This window comes from Halomicrococcus pelagicus (assembly GCF_050954125.1).
This window is the reverse complement of sequence record NZ_JBPBWC010000034.1, coordinates 1-15,129: the sequence shown is the minus strand read 5'-3', so window position 1 is coordinate 15,129 and position 15,129 is coordinate 1. Positions and strand designations below refer to the sequence as shown.

At 67.7% G+C, this 15,129-nt stretch carries 15 protein-coding genes; 5 read left to right on the top strand and 10 right to left on the bottom strand.

The window, feature by feature from the left end:
- Nucleotides 1–520 precede the first annotated feature (520 nt).
- The 8 genes from ACRYA2_RS26215 to ACRYA2_RS26180 form a co-directional block, all read right to left on the bottom strand.
- On the bottom strand, nucleotides 521–1,012 hold the full coding sequence (locus tag ACRYA2_RS26215; RefSeq protein ID WP_433634696.1) for a GNAT family N-acetyltransferase: 492 nt from the start codon (nucleotides 1,010–1,012) through the stop codon (nucleotides 521–523).
- A 312-nt stretch (nucleotides 1,013–1,324) separates the two neighbouring features.
- Nucleotides 1,325–1,852, bottom strand: a complete 528-nt coding sequence (locus tag ACRYA2_RS26210; protein WP_433634694.1) for a DUF6789 family protein — start codon at nucleotides 1,850–1,852, stop codon at nucleotides 1,325–1,327.
- A 99-nt stretch (nucleotides 1,853–1,951) separates the two neighbouring features.
- Nucleotides 1,952–2,113 carry a hypothetical protein gene (locus ACRYA2_RS26205; protein ID WP_433634692.1) on the bottom strand — a complete coding sequence of 54 codons (162 nt, stop codon included), beginning with the start codon at nucleotides 2,111–2,113 and terminating at the stop codon, nucleotides 1,952–1,954.
- A gap of 59 nt (nucleotides 2,114–2,172) precedes the next feature.
- Nucleotides 2,173–3,018, bottom strand: a complete 846-nt coding sequence (locus ACRYA2_RS26200; RefSeq protein WP_433634690.1) for an aldo/keto reductase — start codon at nucleotides 3,016–3,018, stop codon at nucleotides 2,173–2,175.
- A gap of 82 nt (nucleotides 3,019–3,100) precedes the next feature.
- A complete protein-coding gene (locus ACRYA2_RS26195) occupies nucleotides 3,101–3,532 on the bottom strand; it encodes a universal stress protein (RefSeq protein WP_433634688.1) in 432 nt (143 codons plus the stop codon).
- Nucleotides 3,533–3,702: 170 nt separating this feature from the next.
- Nucleotides 3,703–4,914 carry an AI-2E family transporter gene (locus ACRYA2_RS26190; RefSeq protein WP_433634686.1) on the bottom strand — a complete coding sequence of 404 codons (1,212 nt, stop codon included), beginning with the start codon at nucleotides 4,912–4,914 and terminating at the stop codon, nucleotides 3,703–3,705.
- A gap of 34 nt (nucleotides 4,915–4,948) precedes the next feature.
- A complete protein-coding gene (locus tag ACRYA2_RS26185; RefSeq protein ID WP_433634684.1) occupies nucleotides 4,949–5,761 on the bottom strand; it encodes a mycofactocin-coupled SDR family oxidoreductase in 813 nt (270 codons plus the stop codon).
- A 126-nt stretch (nucleotides 5,762–5,887) separates the two neighbouring features.
- Nucleotides 5,888–6,634, bottom strand: a complete 747-nt coding sequence (locus ACRYA2_RS26180; protein WP_433634682.1) for a ribonuclease H-like domain-containing protein — start codon at nucleotides 6,632–6,634, stop codon at nucleotides 5,888–5,890.
- Between the two features lie 286 nt (nucleotides 6,635–6,920).
- Here ACRYA2_RS26180 and ACRYA2_RS26175 point away from each other — a divergent pair, with 286 nt between their 5' ends.
- From ACRYA2_RS26175 to ACRYA2_RS26165, 3 genes are all read left to right on the top strand, one after another.
- Nucleotides 6,921–7,175 (top strand): DUF7521 family protein, encoded by a 255-nt coding sequence (locus ACRYA2_RS26175; RefSeq protein WP_433634680.1) that lies wholly within the window; start codon nucleotides 6,921–6,923, stop codon nucleotides 7,173–7,175.
- Nucleotides 7,176–7,274: 99 nt separating this feature from the next.
- Nucleotides 7,275–8,087 (top strand): HpcH/HpaI aldolase family protein, encoded by an 813-nt coding sequence (locus tag ACRYA2_RS26170; protein ID WP_433634678.1) that lies wholly within the window; start codon nucleotides 7,275–7,277, stop codon nucleotides 8,085–8,087.
- Nucleotides 8,084–9,343, top strand: a complete 1,260-nt coding sequence (locus tag ACRYA2_RS26165) for a threonine synthase (RefSeq protein WP_433634676.1) — start codon at nucleotides 8,084–8,086, stop codon at nucleotides 9,341–9,343. Before ACRYA2_RS26170 ends, ACRYA2_RS26165 begins: the two co-directional genes overlap by 4 nt.
- Nucleotides 9,344–9,835: 492 nt before the next feature.
- On the opposite strand, the gene ACRYA2_RS26160 is transcribed toward ACRYA2_RS26165, so the two are convergent.
- Nucleotides 9,836–10,051, bottom strand: a complete 216-nt coding sequence (locus ACRYA2_RS26160; RefSeq protein ID WP_433634674.1) for a CDGSH iron-sulfur domain-containing protein — start codon at nucleotides 10,049–10,051, stop codon at nucleotides 9,836–9,838.
- A gap of 129 nt (nucleotides 10,052–10,180) precedes the next feature.
- On the opposite strand from ACRYA2_RS26160, the gene ACRYA2_RS26155 reads away from it, so the two are divergent.
- Nucleotides 10,181–12,109, top strand: coding sequence for a DEAD/DEAH box helicase family protein (locus ACRYA2_RS26155; RefSeq protein ID WP_433634672.1), 1,929 nt, complete (start codon nucleotides 10,181–10,183; stop codon nucleotides 12,107–12,109).
- 627 nt (nucleotides 12,110–12,736) lie between these two features.
- Entirely contained in the window at nucleotides 12,737–14,659 is a 1,923-nt protein-coding gene (locus ACRYA2_RS26150; protein WP_433634670.1) for a S9 family peptidase, read from the top strand.
- Between the two features lie 8 nt (nucleotides 14,660–14,667).
- Here the strand turns inward: ACRYA2_RS26150 and ACRYA2_RS26145 are convergent.
- Nucleotides 14,668–15,129, bottom strand: a 462-nt coding sequence (locus ACRYA2_RS26145; RefSeq protein ID WP_433634668.1) for a transcription initiation factor IIB, incomplete at its 5' end; no start/stop codon positions are given.

Genomic DNA, 15,129 nt, shown 5'->3' with positions numbered 1-15,129 from the left:
AGCCCGCCTGCGTTCCGGCCAGTACTGGAGTGCGCGAGCCTCTGGGAACACCGGTTCGCCGCCTCCCACTCATACCACAGCCCACGACCAGCACGTGCTGATCGTGGGCTTTTCGTATTTATTTCGCCAGTGGCGACGCCGTCGATCCGACGCGCAACGCCGGGTCGTCCCAGACAATCGTCACTTGACGCCCGCTGAAGCGAGGTTCGTCTACGGTGGATGTCACCCGTCCGGTAGTAATCCGTCGTTGTCACTCTTCGCCGTCGGCCGTTCCGTCCGATTCGCGGCGACCGACCTGTCCTCACACCGACTCGCGACGAACGACGGCGGAGTCGACCGCGATTATCGTCGCGAGCGAGTTTCCTGGACGCGTCTTTCGGGACGCGCTCAAAAGCACCGTCGACGAGGCGAGAAGATAGCACTCCACGTCTCGTGAACGGACGCGAGGTTACGGCAGCAGCGACGGCCGGAGCAAGAGTAACCGGCTCAGCCGACGTTCACGACCGCCGAATCGAGGCGCTCAGAGCTCTTTCGCGTACACGTAACTCTCGACGTCGAATCGGTCGTCGCGGTTCCGACCGGTGCGGTCGAACCCCTGCGATTCGTAGAATTCGATCGCTCGCTCGTTGTCGGCCATCACCATCAGTTGCAGGGTAGTGATGCCGCGGTCACGGAGTGCCGACTCCGTCCAGGCGAGCAGACTGCTACCGTGGCCGTCCTTCCAGTGGTCGGGGTGGACGTAGAGGCGGTGGAGCGTGTAGGTTCTATCGTCGGCCGGTCCGGCGTCGGCGAACCCGACGATGCTTTTGGGCTCCACGACGCAGAACTCCCGGTTCGGTGCGACGATGCACTCCTGGACGCGCTCGGTCTCGTACTGGTCGACGACGAACTCCTCGACGGTGTCAGCGCCGACGATGTCGTCGTGAGCGGCGTGCCACGTCTTCTTGGCGACACGCTGAATAGCAGAAATATCAGCGATTTCCGCCGGTCGAACCGAGGAGTTGGATGTCATATTTCGACCTTCGGCCGCAAGCCGATAATACCCTGGGTAGTCGCGACGCCGGACGACCACGGCCGCAGGACTCGTCGGATGGCGAAGTATGCGGCGACGGTCGAAGCCCCGCTGGGGTGGGTCCCGGTTCGTCCGGTTCTGCGGGGGACAGCGTCGGCGCGACCCTCGCGGTGCTTCCGACGGCCGCCAGGAATTTCCCGGCCGACGAGCGGGCATTCGCGCGGACATCGCGGGACTGGGTAGGGCACCGCTGGGGGATTCACGTGGCGAAGTGAGAGCCGGCGGTGGGTGACGACGACTGCCGTGAGCGTCTCAGACCAGCGTCGTCGGGCGCGTGGAGAGGTAATCGAACACCGACCCGAGCGAGAAGCCGTACGCGAGGTGCCCGAGGAACGTCAGCACGAGGTAGACGACGAGCGCCGCGCCGGAGAACCCCTCGTAGAACGCGGGGGCGAAGCCGGTCCAGAGCACGAACCCGTACGGGAGACCCTTGATAGCGAACTCCTCGCCGGGGAGGTACGAGCCGATGGACGCGAACAGGAGCGGCCACGTCACCATCCCGCCGAGGAGGAAGATGACGTAGCCGACGGCGATGGGGTTCCCCGGCAACAGCGCGTTCAGACCGGTGAGGTTGGCGAGGTCCGCGAACGAAGCGAACTGGAAGGCCCCGAGGCCCGCCGCGACCAGCAGTATCGCGGTCATCACTGCGGTCCCGACCAGCCCCCCGACCGCGCCGATGAGTCCGTCGGTGACGATGCCGATGAGGTTGTCGAAGTCCGGCTCCGCGACCTCCTCGTTCGCGTCCACGTCGACGGCCCCCCGTGTTTCATTATCGTCCATGTAGGATAATACGCCGGCAGTCTTCAAAAACGTTCACCTGCCGTGCCAGGTTCTGATACCTGCGGATGGCTCGCGAGAGTCGATCCGGTCGACTGGGCGCTACTTCGATTCTTCCGGCGACTCGACGGGTGGGTTCGGTCCGTCCGTCGCGAGCGTTTCGTACGCGGTAACGCCGAGTCCGGCGACGAACGCGACCACGGCGGTCACGGCAATCCACGTCACGTTCGGGTGTTCGAATCCGAGATGAAGGAGTGAGTACATCCGTGCCGGTACACGTTGGCTGGCGGGTTATTACGGTATCGGAACGCGTCGCGGGGAACTCACTCCAGTTTCGCCAGGTCGTCGTCGGTGAGGTCGAGGTGGGAGGCGGCGACGTTCTGGCGCAGGTGGTCGGCGCTGGCGGTGCCGGGAATCGGCAGCGTGACCGGCGAGCGGTGGAGCAGCCACGCCAGCGCGACCTGTCGACGGGACGCGTCGTGGGCCTCCGCGACCGCGCCGAGGTCGTCGGCTCTCTCTTCGAGGTCGCCAGCTCCCATCGGATACCACGGGATGAAGCCGATTCCGGCGTCCTCGCAGGCATCGAGTACGTCGTCGTGTTCGCGGTTGGCGACGTTGTACCGGTTCTGGACGGTCGCTATCTCGACGACGTCGCGGGCGGTCTCCAGCTGGTCGACGTCGACGTTGCTCAGGCCGACGTGGTCTATCTTGCCCTCGTCTTTCAGTTCCGCTAGCGCGTGGACCGAGTCCTCGAACGCGACGTCGGGGTCGGGGCGGTGAAGCTGGTAGAGGTCGATGCTGTCGACCCGGAGGCGGTCGAGGCTGCCGAGAATGGCGTTCCGGAGGTAGTCGGGGTCGCCGTTCGGAATCCAGTCGCCGTCGTCGTTGCGCAGGAGGCCGCCTTTGGTCGCGACGACGAGGTCGTCCGGGTAGGGAGCCAGCGCCTCGCCGATGATGCGCTCGCTGACGCAGGGACCGTACGAGTCTGCTGTGTCCACGAAGTCGACGCCGCGCGCGATGGCCTCGTGGAGCACCTGGTGGGCCGCCTCCTCGTCGTCGGGTCGCCCGATGATGTCCTCGCCCGTGAGCCGCATCGCGCCGTAGCCGAGACGGTGGACGGTTCGGTCTCCGCCGATCTCGAACGTGTCGCTCCGGTTTTCGATCGCCATACCTCACGTAGTGGACCGCGGCCGCATAACCTCTTTTGGCAGCCGCGTCGAAAGGCGTCGGCGTCCGTCGACGGCCACCGTCTCAGTCGTCGGAGATGTCGACGGTGAGCACCGGACGGGCCGCCGTGGCGACGACCTTCTGGGCGACGCTGCCCAGCAGGTTCTCGGTGGCACCCGGGCCGCGAGTGCCCATCACGACCAGGTCGACCCCGCGTTCCTCAGCCGTGGCGACTATCTCGTCCGCCGGGTCGCCCTTCCTGATAGTGGTCGCGACCTCGATGCCGTCGGCCTCTAGCTGGTCGGCGGCGTCGCCGACGGCCCGCTCGCCCTCAGTCCGGAGCTGTTCCGTGACCTCCTCGATGCGGTCGTCGGAGAGGGTGAGAAACGCGCGGTCGTCTATCACGTGGAGGACGTGGACGCTCGCGTCCCGCCGACGCGCGATGTCGGCCGCGTGCTCGATGACGGTCTCCGTGGCACTGCTCCCGTCGGTCGGGATCAGAATGTCGTCGTACATCTACGTGTCGACCTGTACGTGCCAGCGGCTTATAACCTGACTCCGGTTATCGCCGGACGAAAATCACGGCGGTCGGCGCTTGGTGGCCGAAGGTGGTCGGCACGGACCGGCGACGGCCGGCAGCCATCCCCGGGTCGGTCTCCGGCATCCGGGACCGGAAGTCCGGCTCGCTAGCCGTTCGACACTGTCGAGTCGTCGCCCCCAGTCGAGTCATCAGACGCTGTCGACTCGGTGGAATCGGTTATCTCGGGGGACGCGCCGAGCGACTCGGCGGTGGTCACGCGCGGCGTGAGGCGGTCGCCGTGGAGCAGTTCGGAGAGGACGATACGGACCGCCTGCAGGACGAGCACGAGGAACATCGGTAGCAGGAAGAACCCGTACCAGCCGAACAGCATCGGCCCGAGCAGGTACGCGAACATCATCATTCCCGTGTGTGTCTGTCGGCCGGAGATGTACGGCTGGAGGAACGTCTGCGGCAGGATGTCGAGGAACAGGAAACAGACGACGAGCAGCCCGGCCGGAAAGACCAGCGACAGTCCGCCCTGCGTGACAGCTACCCCGCCGACGTACAGCACAATGGGAACGTAGACGAGCTTTCCGACGACGAGCGGGACGAGACTCGTCACGCCCGTCAGTAGCGCGAGTAGTATCGCGAACGGAATCGACAGCGCGGAGGGCGCGACGGCGTTGAACCCGTTGTAGACGACGGCCGCGACGAGTGCGACCGCGAAGACGAACAGGACGTTCCCGAAGAAGATGGTCTCCAGGTCGTCGTCGACGGCCGTCGCGTACGCGTGGGCCGCCGACCCCTTCGACGCGATAGACGAACTGAACCAGGCCGCGATGCGGTCGTCGTCGCGCAACAGGTAGAACGCGAACCCGAACGCGAGCGCGACGTGGACGAGGCCGGTCGCCACGACGCCCAGCACCGACAGCCCGGTGGAGAGGAGTTCCCGGAGCTGTCCGGAGTTGCCGGACAGGACCCTGAACGGTCGGTTCAGGAACGTCGACAGCAGGTCCTGCTGGCTCGACGTCAGTGCCTGGACGTTCACGAACGGTTGCAGAAGCCCGAGGTGTTGGTCCGGGTGTAGTCCCGTCATCGACGCGGCGTTCTGCAGGCCCATCACGGCGATGTACGTCACGAGCGCGAGGAGCGGGAGAGTCGCCCCGAGCAGCGTGGCCGCCGCGGCGGTGCCGTCGGAGCCGACGACCGACCGAATTCGCTGGTAGGCCGGGCGCGAGGCGTAGTAGATGAACAGGCCGAAGACGAAGGTCCCGACGTACGAGTAGCCGACGAACAGTACGCCGACGCCGAGCGTGGCGAGAAACAGCCACCAGGCGATTCGGTTCCGGTCGCGGTCGAGTATGTCGTTCCAGTCCATAGGTCGAAAAGTGAGAAACTGTGGCCGCCTCGCGTTACAGCGCAGTCGCGCCGGCCGCGACGGGGAGTCCGATACCGGTGACGAAGCGCGCGTCATCGCTGGAGAGCCACAGGAACGCGGCGCTGATGTCCTCTGGCTGGACGATGTCGTCGAGCAGGTTGTCCGGTCCCGACTGCTCTGCGATCTCGGCGATGTCCTCGTCGATGCTCTCGACGATGCCGCCCGTCATCGGCGTGTCGACCGCGGTCGGGCAGACGGCGTTGACTGTCACGTCGTGCGGTGCGAGTTCGACGGCCAGCGTCTTCGTCAGTCCCAGGACGCCGTGTTTGGCCGCCGTGTAGTGGCCGAGACCGGGCGACGCGACCATCCCGGCGGTCGAGGAGGTGTTGACGATGCGACCGCCCTCGCCGCGGTCGACCATGTGCTGGCCGACGTGTTTCGCACAGAGCCACATCCCCTTCAGGTTCACGTCGAGGGCGTGGTCCCAGTTCTCCTCGTCCATCTCCAGCAGGCTCCCGACGGGAGCGACGCCGGCGTTGTTGGCCAGGACGTCTATCTTGCCGAACTCGTCGAGCGCCGTCTCGACGGCGTACTCGACGTCCTCCTCCGAGGAGACGTCCATCTGGACGCCGATGGCCTCCGCGCCGCGGTCACGCGCTAGCTCGACGGTCTCGTCGAGTTCCGTCTCGTCGCCGAGTTCGTACTTCGATTCGGCGGTCGTCTCGCAGATGTCCGTCGCGACCACGTCGGCCCCGTGCTCCGCGTACGCGAGCGCGTGCGAACGTCCCTGGCCTCGCGCTGCTCCAGTGACGAAAACTACCGCGTCGGTGAAGTCGTATTCGACCACGTTGTCCTCCACTGGAATCTCGGCGGCCGAACGTAATTATCCGATGGCCACCGCCGCGTCCCTCCGGCCGGTTCGTGGGGTGCGATTTCGGTCCCGTTCGCCCGGCCGTCTGCTCTCGTTGCGCGCCTACGGGAGGTGGCAGGCGAACACGTCCTCGTGGAGGCGGTCGGTGACGTGTTCGACGACGGTCTCCAGGTTCCGCGTGTCCAGGCGGTTGTACTTCACCAGCGTCTCCAGTGCCGACTCGTCGCCGTCCTGGTACTCGTACCAGAGCCGGACGGCGTCCTCGCCGCCGACGTCCATCCCGCCGCGGTCGATGCCGAGTTCGGCTTCGACGCCGTCGAGGCCGCCCGAGAGCCCGACGCGGTTGCAGAGGAATCGCAGGTCGACGTGCGGAGCGCCCAGCGAGAGGTCGAACTCGCCCTCCAGGAACGGTACGTCGAACTGCTTGCCGTTGAACGAGACGAGCAGGTCGGCGTCGCCGAGTTCGCGCTGCAGGCGCTCCCCCGTCAGGTCTCGGCCCCGGACCAGCGTGGTCGTCTCGCCGTCGCGGTGGAGACTGACCGTCGTCGTGACGCTCGACCGCTGGCTCAGCCCCGTCGTCTCGATGTCGAAGAAGCAGGCCGTATCGCGGAAGTTCTCGTAGAGCCGCCAGGCCTCGTTGCCGGGGAACTCCCGGGCGAAGAACGCCGCGTTCCCGTCGTCCAGGTGCTCGCTGGCCGTGGCGATGAACTCCTCGATGCGGTCGCCGGTCTTCGGCCCGACGAGGTCCGGGCGGAACTCCTCCCAGCGAGTCGCCCCGTCCCGCCACAGACGACGTTCGGTCTTCTCCCCGACTCCCCGGACGGGGATGAAACTGTTCTCGACGCGCATGGCGGTGGATTCGCCGATTACTACTAAAGCGTTCGGGGTTTCGTCCGGGAAATTTAGCGCGCCACCGCTCCTCCATCGCCGCGTTCGACGCCGAGCGACGGTCGACGGCGCGGCCCCTGCGCTACCGGCCGGTCGACGCCGTCGCCCGGTCGCCCCGTCGTGCGAACCGCTCCGGCCGAGACGAACGGCCCGACTCGACCGCGAATGACGGGATACTTTTAAATCAAATCGGTGAGTTGTCGTCCACGAACGCCGCCAGAGGCAAGCTATTGAAATCACGTACGTCGTGCTCAGCGTCGCCGTCGCAGCGACGGGTCTCACGATGGTGGGACTGGCGATGCGGGCGTATCTCCAGACCGAGAGACGGTCGATGCTCGTACTCTCCGTCGGGTTCTCCATCCTCGTCGCGGCGTCCATCGCGACCACGTTCAGCGCGTTCCTCACCGGATTCGAGAACAGTCGCCTCCTGCTGACGGTCAACTACGCCGTCTCGACCGTCGGCTACCTGTTCGTCATCTACAGCGTCACCGGCGTGGACTGACGCGTCGAACCGGATGGCGTCGACTCGCCGGCGCAGCGACCGTGTCGCGCGTTCGGAGAATCGACCACATATTTGCACGCGCGGTGCGTCCGTTCGGGTATGAGCGAACACCTCAAGCAGGCTCTCCTCGACCGCGACTCGCTCGTCGGCACGTGGCTCACCGTCGGCCATCCGGCGGTGGCCGAACTCCAGGCGGAACTCGGCTTCGACTTCGCCGTCGTCGACGCCGAGCACGCGCCGACGTCCGTGGAGACGGTCGCCGAGATGGCCCGCGCCGTCGACGCCGCGGACGGCCCGACCGAACCGCTCGTCCGGGTGGCCGACGACGACCCGGCCCGCATCAAGCGCGCCCTCGACACCGGCGTTTCCGGTGTCGTCGTGCCCATGGTGGAGACGGTCGCGCAGGCCCGGGACGTGGTCGAGGCCGCGCGCTATCCGCCGGAGGGCGTCCGGGGCGTCGCCGGCACCCGGGCGTCTTCGTACGGTCTCGACCTCGACGACCACTTCGAGCGCGCCAACGACGAGGTCGTCGTTGTCGTCCAGATAGAGACCGCGGCGGGCGTCGAGAACGCTCGCGCCATCGCCGACGTCGACGGCGTCGACGCGCTGTTCGTCGGCCCGGCGGACCTCTCGGCGTCGCTCGACGCGTTCGGGGACGTCGACGCCATCGACACCGAGATTTCCGCTGTCCTCGAGGCCGGCCACGCCGCCGACACCGCCGTCGGCACCATCGCGTTCGAGGCCGACGAGGTGGCGCGCTGGGCCGACGCGGGCTTCGACTTCCAGGCGGTCGGCACCGACGCCGACTACCTCGCCCGCGGCGGCCAGGACGCGCTCGACGCCTACGCGGACGCGACGGAGAGCGCCGACGGACGGAACGCCGGGACCGACCGCCGGGAGGACCCGCGGTGACACTGACCTGCTACCGCTGTGGTCGGACCGCCGGGTCGGGGGCGCGCTGTGACTGCGGCGAACCGCTCTGGCTCGCCACCGACCCCGCCGACTTCTCGTGGCCCGACGGGGACGCCGACGGACCGGGGACGCGCGGCGTCTGGCGCTACGCCGACTTCCTCCCGGTCGACCCCCTCGACGGCGTCGGTACGGCCGCGGGCGCGACCCCGCTCGTCCGCGTGCCGCGTCTCGACGAGTCCGCCGGCTGTCGACTCTGGCTCAAGGACGAGAGCGAGAATCCGACGGGGAGTTTCAAAGACAGGGGAAGCGCCGTGGGGGTTGCGGCCGCCGCGAGCGCGGGCGACGACCGCGTCGGCACCGTCTCGCACGGCAACATGGCGACGAGCATGGCGGCCAACGCCGCGAGCGCGGGCCTGCCCTGCCTCGTGCTCGTTCCCGAGGACATCCCGCCAGAGCGACTGGGCTACCTCGCGGCGTACGACCCCGACGTCGTCCGGGTGGCGGGCGACTACGGCCGCCTCTACTACGAGAGCCTCGACCTCTCCGGCGTGCGGTTCGTCAACTCCGACACCCCCTACCGCGTGGCCGGCCAGAAGACGACGGCGCTCGAAATCTGCGAGCAGTTCCGGCGGACCGGCCTGGACGCGCCGGACGCGGACGGCGGTCCGTCCCGCTCGTCGCCCGCTCGTTCCGAGGCGCTCGGAGAGCGCACCGCTCCCGACGCCGTCGTCCTCCCGGTCAGCAGCGGCGGACACGCCAGCGCGACGTGGAAGGCGCTCCGGGAACTGGACGCGGCAGGGCTGTTCGAAGACGTACCACGACTCTACCTCGTGCAGGCCGCCGCCTGCGACCCCATCGCCGAAGCCTACAGGGACGGTGCCGACGAGGTGGAGACTGCCGAGGCGGGCGAGACGGTCGCGTACTCCATCGCCAACCCGGACCCACCGAGCGGGACACGGGCGCTCACCGCGGTCCGAGAGACCGGGGGCGCGGTCGTCTCCGTTCCGGACGAGGAGATTCTCGACGCGAAGCGAGCGCTCGCCCGCCGGGCGGGGTTCTGCGTCGAACCCGCGTCGGCGACGGCGCTGGCCGGCGTTCGACGACTCTCGACCGACGGTGCCGTCGCTCGCGACGATCACGTCGTCGCTATCGCGACCGGGACGGGCTTCCGAGAACCCCCGGACGCCGGCGTTGACCCGCCGTCCGTCGCGCTCGACGACCTCGACGAATCGGTGTCGGCGCTCCTGTCCGGGTAGCACCGCGCCGGGAGGCCCTCCTCGCCCACGTTCGCGCCGTTCACCAGCACCTGGACGCGCGTGAGGTAGATTTCGGGGCCGAACGGTTCCCGCACCGTCCCGTTCAGCGGACCGAGCAACGCCTTGCCCGTGTCGTCGGTCACGGCGTCGTAGTAGTAGACGACGAGGTCGTACCGGACCCACTCCGGCGAGACCGAGACGTTCACGGCCCGGCAGGTGTAGTTTATCTCCGCGTCGACGATGGGTGCCTGGAGCGCGGACCGCCCGTCGGTGGCGTCGGCGGTCGCGGAACGCGTCTCCGTCGCGGCGTTCGGCGAAGCAGCCCCCGCGAGCGCCGGGCCGCCCCCGAGCACGAGCACGACCGCGGCCAGAACGGCGTTTTCGGGACGCATACCGTCGGCACGCGCCGAGAGTAGTTAGCGGTTGTCGCCGGCGTTCGGCCGTCGCCGCCGTCGCTCGCGACGTGGACGCCGGTCGCCGCGGCGCGGCGGCTCATTCGTCTTCGGAGACGACGCGGCGCTCGCCGTCCTCGTAGCGGTAGACGATCCCCTCCACTTCGTCCTCGGTGACGCGGTGCGAGCCGTCGCAGAAGGGGTAGTCGTCGGAGAGCCCGCAGAGACAGACCGCCACGTCGCCCTTCTCGGGGTCGAGGTCGTCTTCGTCGAGTTTCAGCGGCCCGGTCGCGGTGTGAGTGACCTCACGTGCCATGTCGGCAGTTGGCGCGCGCGACACTTCAGTCCGAGGACCCGCCGGAGATTCGGCCCCCGACTGCCGGAGCGTTCGACGGGGTCGGGGGAGTCGTAACCCGTATGCCGACCGCGCGCCAAGCGGTGAGCAGTGACCGACGAGGACATCGACGCCGAGGAGGGCGGACGACCGGACGACGAAGGGGGCGCGGGGACGGTCGCCGCCGCAGACGCGGGCGACGACGCGGTCGGAGCCGAGGACGTCGACCTGTCGGCGTTCCACGACGCGGTCGAGGAGATGGGCCGTCCGGTGCTCACCGCAGAGGAGCTGGCGCGAACGCTCGACTGCACCCAGGCGGAGGCGAGCGACGCGCTGGCCGCTCTCGCCGGGCGCGACGAGGTGGCGCGGCTGGACGTCGTGGGCGACCCCGTGGTCTGGTTCCCGACCGAACTGGCGCGGCTGGCCGACCGCGAGCGCGTCGTCGTCTTCCCCGAGCGCCGCGAGATAGTCGTCGACCAGCCGTCGCAGTTCACCCGCGCGCAACTGTCGCAGTTCGCCCACCTCGCCGACACCACCGGGTCGGGCGGCTATCGCTACGTCGTCCGCCAGGAGGACGTCTGGCAGGCGCCGTACGACGACCTCGACTCGCTGCTCAGGACGGTTCGACAGGTGCTCCCCGAGAAGTCCGACCACTTGGAGGCGTTCGTCACCGAGCAGTACAAGCGCGCCCACCAGTTCACGCTCTACACACACGAGGACGGTTACACCGTCCTCCGGGCCGCGAGCGACGAGCTGATGGGCAACGTCGCGCGCCAGAAGCTCGACGAGAGTCACCTGCGAGCGCCGCTCGGCGACGACGAGAGCTGGGTCGCCGAGGAGAAGGTCGCCGAGGTGAAACGCGTCCTCTACGAGTCGGGCTACCCGGTGCAGGACGAGCGCGACCTGGACGAGGGCGACGACCTCTCGGTCGACCTCGCCCTCGAACTACGGGAGTACCAGCGCCGCTGGGTCGAGCAGTTCCTCGACCTGAAGTCGGGCGTGCTCGTCGGCCCCCCGGGCAGCGGGAAGACGGTGGCCGCGATGGGCATCGTCGAGGCTGTCGGCGGCGAGACGCTCGTGCTGGTGCCCAGCCGCGAACTCGCCGGCCAGTGGCGCGAGGAACTGCTTGCAAACACTTCCCTCTCGCCCGACCAGGTCGGCGAGTACCACGGCGGCGAGAAGAACGTCCGTCCCGTCACCATCGCCACCTACCAGACCGCCGGCATGGACCGACATCGACAGCTGTTCGACCAGCGCAGGTGGGGCCTCATCGTGTACGACGAGTGCCAGCACATCCCGAGTCGCGTGTTCCGGCGGAGCGCCGACCTCCAGACGAAGCATCGGCTCGGCCTCTCGGCGACCCCCGTCCGGGAGGACGACCGCGAGAAGGAGATATTCACGCTCATCGGGCCGCCCATCGGAACGGACTGGGACGCGCTGTTCGACGCCGGCTACGTCGCCGAACCGGAGGTCGAAATCCGCTACGTCCCCTGGGACGACGAGAGCTACCACGACGAGTACGCCAGCGCGGAACGTCACGGAAAGCGCCGCGTGGCGGCCTCGAACCCCGTGAAGATAGACGAGGTCCGGTACCTGCTGGCCGAACACCCGGACGCGAAGGCGCTCGTCTTCGTGGAGTACATCGAGCAGGGGAAGGAGCTGGCGGACGCTCTCGGCGTTCCGTTCCTCTCCGGCGAGATGCGCCACGCCGAGCGCGAGCGACACCTCCAGTCGTTCCGGGACGGCCGCCTGGACACGCTGGTCGTCTCCCGCGTCGGCGACGAGGGCATCGACCTGCCGGACGCCGAACTCGCCGTCGTCGCGTCCGGTCTCGGCGGTTCGCGCCGCCAGGGTGCCCAGCGCGCCGGTCGGACGATGCGTCCTGCCGGCAGCGCGCGGATGTACGTGCTGGCGACGCGCGGCACCCGCGAGGAGGAGTTCGCCCGCCAGCAGCTCCAGCACCTCGCGTCGAAAGGCGTCCGCGTGAACGAGACGGTCGCCGAGGACGCCGACGGCATCGACTTCGAACTGGAGGACTGACCCGCCGCCGTCGGCGCTCCGGCGAGCGCGCCGCCGACCCGCGAGCGCCTCGCCGACTCGCGAGTGGTGGCCGGGCGGCGCGTCGACCGCGAACGACGACAGGAATCAGAACAGTAGTCAGTATTACGGCTTCTTTACCCAGAATCGGATGTGATAGCAAAACGCCCGATTCGGTAACTACAGATGCGTATCGAACGCCAGCAGAACGAAGCCAGTCGACACCGAGCCAGCGAACAATCAAATCGGTTTTAAGAGGGATGGCTGTACTCTATACAGGTATGTCCTCCGAGAAGGTCTGTCCAGATTGTGAGGAACCATTAGAGCAGATGGAGTTACAAGGAACCGACGCCCTTGGGGAACTCTCCATTGTCTCACAGCCGCCAGAAGGCGGATTCCTTAGCAGCATGCGGGCAGACGAAATCCTCACACCGGTCCCATATGTGTGTCCCGAATGCCGACGAACCCTCTTGTACGCCGAAGAGTAATCGATAGGTCGTTCTCCTGTACTTACCGCGAGTTCACGGGTTCTTCTGAACAAAGAAATCGTGCTACTATCTACTGGTAAGAATAGTTATAGAAACGCGCTTCGGCGAAACTTTTTGCCACCTGAAGTTCTCGTGACGGTACATGTCCGACGACGAACTTCTGGAAGAACTGGCCCGGCTCCCGACCCTCGCTCACCCGACCGCCGCTCCGGACGGCGACCGGGTGGCGATGTACTACGACGAGACCGGTCGGAACCAACTCCACGTGCTCGACGTGGAGACTGGCGAGCGGACGACGTGGAGCGACGGCGAGGTTCCGCGCAACGCGCGCTGGTGGGTCCGCTGGGGAGCCGACGGCCGGCGCGTGTTCTTCCACCTCGACGAGGACGGAAACGAGCAAAACGACATCCACGCCATCGACGCAGAGGGTAACGCTGAGCCGGTCTTCGAGATGGACGGACAGAACGCCCTCCAGGACGTGGGCGCGGACGGCGAGACGCTGCTGGTCGTGTCGGCGGCCGGCGGACAGATGAACCTCTACGTCCACGACCTGCCGAGCGGCGAGACGACAAAGATAACCGACTACGACCGTGCGACGGCCAGCGGCCTCCTCTCCCCGGAGGGCGACCGCGTCGCCTACTCGACCAACGAGTCGGACGACTTCCAGAACCGGGACGTCTACCTGGTCGACGTCGACGGGTCGAACCCGCGCAATTTGGAGATCGGGGAAGAGGGAGCCGAAGCCCATCCCGTGGACTGGGGGCCCGACGGCGACCGACTCCTCGTCTCGGACACGACCGAGGACCAGACCCGCTGTGGCGTCTACGACGTCGAGCGCGACGCGGTGACCTGGTTCGGCGACGACGACTACCAGGAGCAACCGGTCCAGTTTCTCCCCGACGGGGACCGCTTTCTCGCCAGCAGGACCCGCGACGCCGCCGACATCGCGATGGTGTGCGATATCGACAGCGGTGAGACCCGGACGCTGGACCTCCCGGAGGGCGTCGCCTCGTTCCCGGCCAACGGGTCGGCCGTCCTCGACGACGACCGGGTGCTCGTCGTCCACACCACCCCCACGCGTCGGCCGGAACTGCTCGCCTACGACCTCGCCACCGACGAGTACGAGACGCTGGTCGAAGCCGAGTACGGCGACGTCGACCCAGACTCCTTCGCCGACGCGGAATTCTTCACGTTCACCTCGAACGGCGTCGCCGACGCGCCCGCCGAGGCGGTCGAACTGGAGCCCTCGACGGAACTGGAGATAGAGGCGTTGCTGTACGACTCCGGCGAGCGACCTTCGCCGCTCGTCGTCAACCCCCACGGGGGACCGCCGGTCCACGAGAAGCGGGAGTTCGACCTGTTCACGCAGTTCCTGGTCACCCGGGGGTACAGCGTCCTGCAGGTCAACTACCGCGGGTCCGCCGGACTCGGTCGGGAGTTCCGCGAGGAACTGTACGGCGACTGGGGCGGCGCGGAGCAGGCCGACGTCGTGGCCGCGGCCGAACACGTGCTCGACATCCGCGACTGGATCGACGACGACACCGTCGCCGTGTTCGGCGGCTCCTACGGCGGATACTCCGCGTACTGGCAGATGGTGCAGTACCCGTCGCTGTACGACGCCGGCATCGCGTGGATCGGCGTGACCGACCTCGTGGACATGTACGAGAACACGATGCCGCACTTCCGGACGGAACTGATGGAGAAGTACCTCGGGACGCCCGAGGAGAACCCGGACCTCTACGAGGAGCGCAGTCCCGTCACGCACGTCGAAAACGTCGACGCGCCGCTGTTGCTCCTACACGGGGTCAACGACCGCCGCGTCCCCGTCTCGCAGGCCCGCATCTTCCGCGACGCGCTCGACGACGCCGGGTACGAAGAGCGGGAGGCGTCGACGGCGTCTCTGGACGACGGCGGAGCCGTCGCAGACGGGGACTACGAGTACGTCGAACTCGGCGAGGAGGGACACGGCTCCTCGGACATTCAGCAGAAAATTCGCGCGTTCGAGATCCTGGACGACTTCATAGAGCGCCGACTCGGAAAGACGGTCGCAACTGCGGACGACTGAGACGCCGTCTACGCGGCGGCCTCGTCGCTCCCGTCGACCGAGACGTTGGTGGGGAGGACCTCGGTCTCGTCCGCGGCGGCGAGCAGTTCCTGGTAGCGGTTGCGGATGGTGACCGTGCTCACGTCGGTGACCTCGGCGACCTCGTCCTGGGTGACGCGCTCGTTTTCCACCAGACCCGCTCCGTAGATGGCGGCGGCCGCCAGGCCGACGGGCGACTTCCCGCTGGTGATGCCCGCTTCTTGGGCCGTCTTCAGCAGGTCGTGTGCCCGGCGCTGGGTCGCGGGCGAGAGTTCGAGTTCGCTCTCGAACCGCTTGAGGTAGCTCTGGGGGTCGGCGGGCTGGATTTCGAGGTTGAGTTCGCGGACGATGTAGCGGTAGGTGCGCTTGAACTCTATCGCGTCGATGCGGCTCACCGTCGCCACCTCGTCGAGGCTGCGCGGGACGCCGACCTGGCGTGCGGCGGCGTACAG

Excerpts from the sequence above, each read along its gene's own strand:
- ACRYA2_RS26215 (WP_433634696.1), bottom strand. The coding sequence starts at position 1,012 with ATGACATCCAACTCCTCGGTTCGACCGGCGGAAATCGCTGATATTTCT.
- ACRYA2_RS26170 (WP_433634678.1), top strand. The coding sequence starts at position 7,275 with ATGAGCGAACACCTCAAGCAGGCTCTCCTCGACCGCGACTCGCTCGTC.
- ACRYA2_RS26210 (WP_433634694.1), bottom strand. The coding sequence starts at position 1,852 with ATGGACGATAATGAAACACGGGGGGCCGTCGACGTGGACGCGAACGAG.
- ACRYA2_RS26150 (WP_433634670.1), top strand. The coding sequence starts at position 12,737 with ATGTCCGACGACGAACTTCTGGAAGAACTGGCCCGGCTCCCGACCCTC.
- ACRYA2_RS26200 (WP_433634690.1), bottom strand. The coding sequence starts at position 3,018 with ATGGCGATCGAAAACCGGAGCGACACGTTCGAGATCGGCGGAGACCGA.
- ACRYA2_RS26160 (WP_433634674.1), bottom strand. The coding sequence starts at position 10,051 with ATGGCACGTGAGGTCACTCACACCGCGACCGGGCCGCTGAAACTCGAC.
- ACRYA2_RS26190 (WP_433634686.1), bottom strand. The coding sequence starts at position 4,914 with ATGGACTGGAACGACATACTCGACCGCGACCGGAACCGAATCGCCTGG.
- ACRYA2_RS26205 (WP_433634692.1), bottom strand. The coding sequence starts at position 2,113 with ATGTACTCACTCCTTCATCTCGGATTCGAACACCCGAACGTGACGTGG.
- ACRYA2_RS26195 (WP_433634688.1), bottom strand. The coding sequence starts at position 3,532 with ATGTACGACGACATTCTGATCCCGACCGACGGGAGCAGTGCCACGGAG.
- ACRYA2_RS26180 (WP_433634682.1), bottom strand. The coding sequence starts at position 6,634 with ATGCGCGTCGAGAACAGTTTCATCCCCGTCCGGGGAGTCGGGGAGAAG.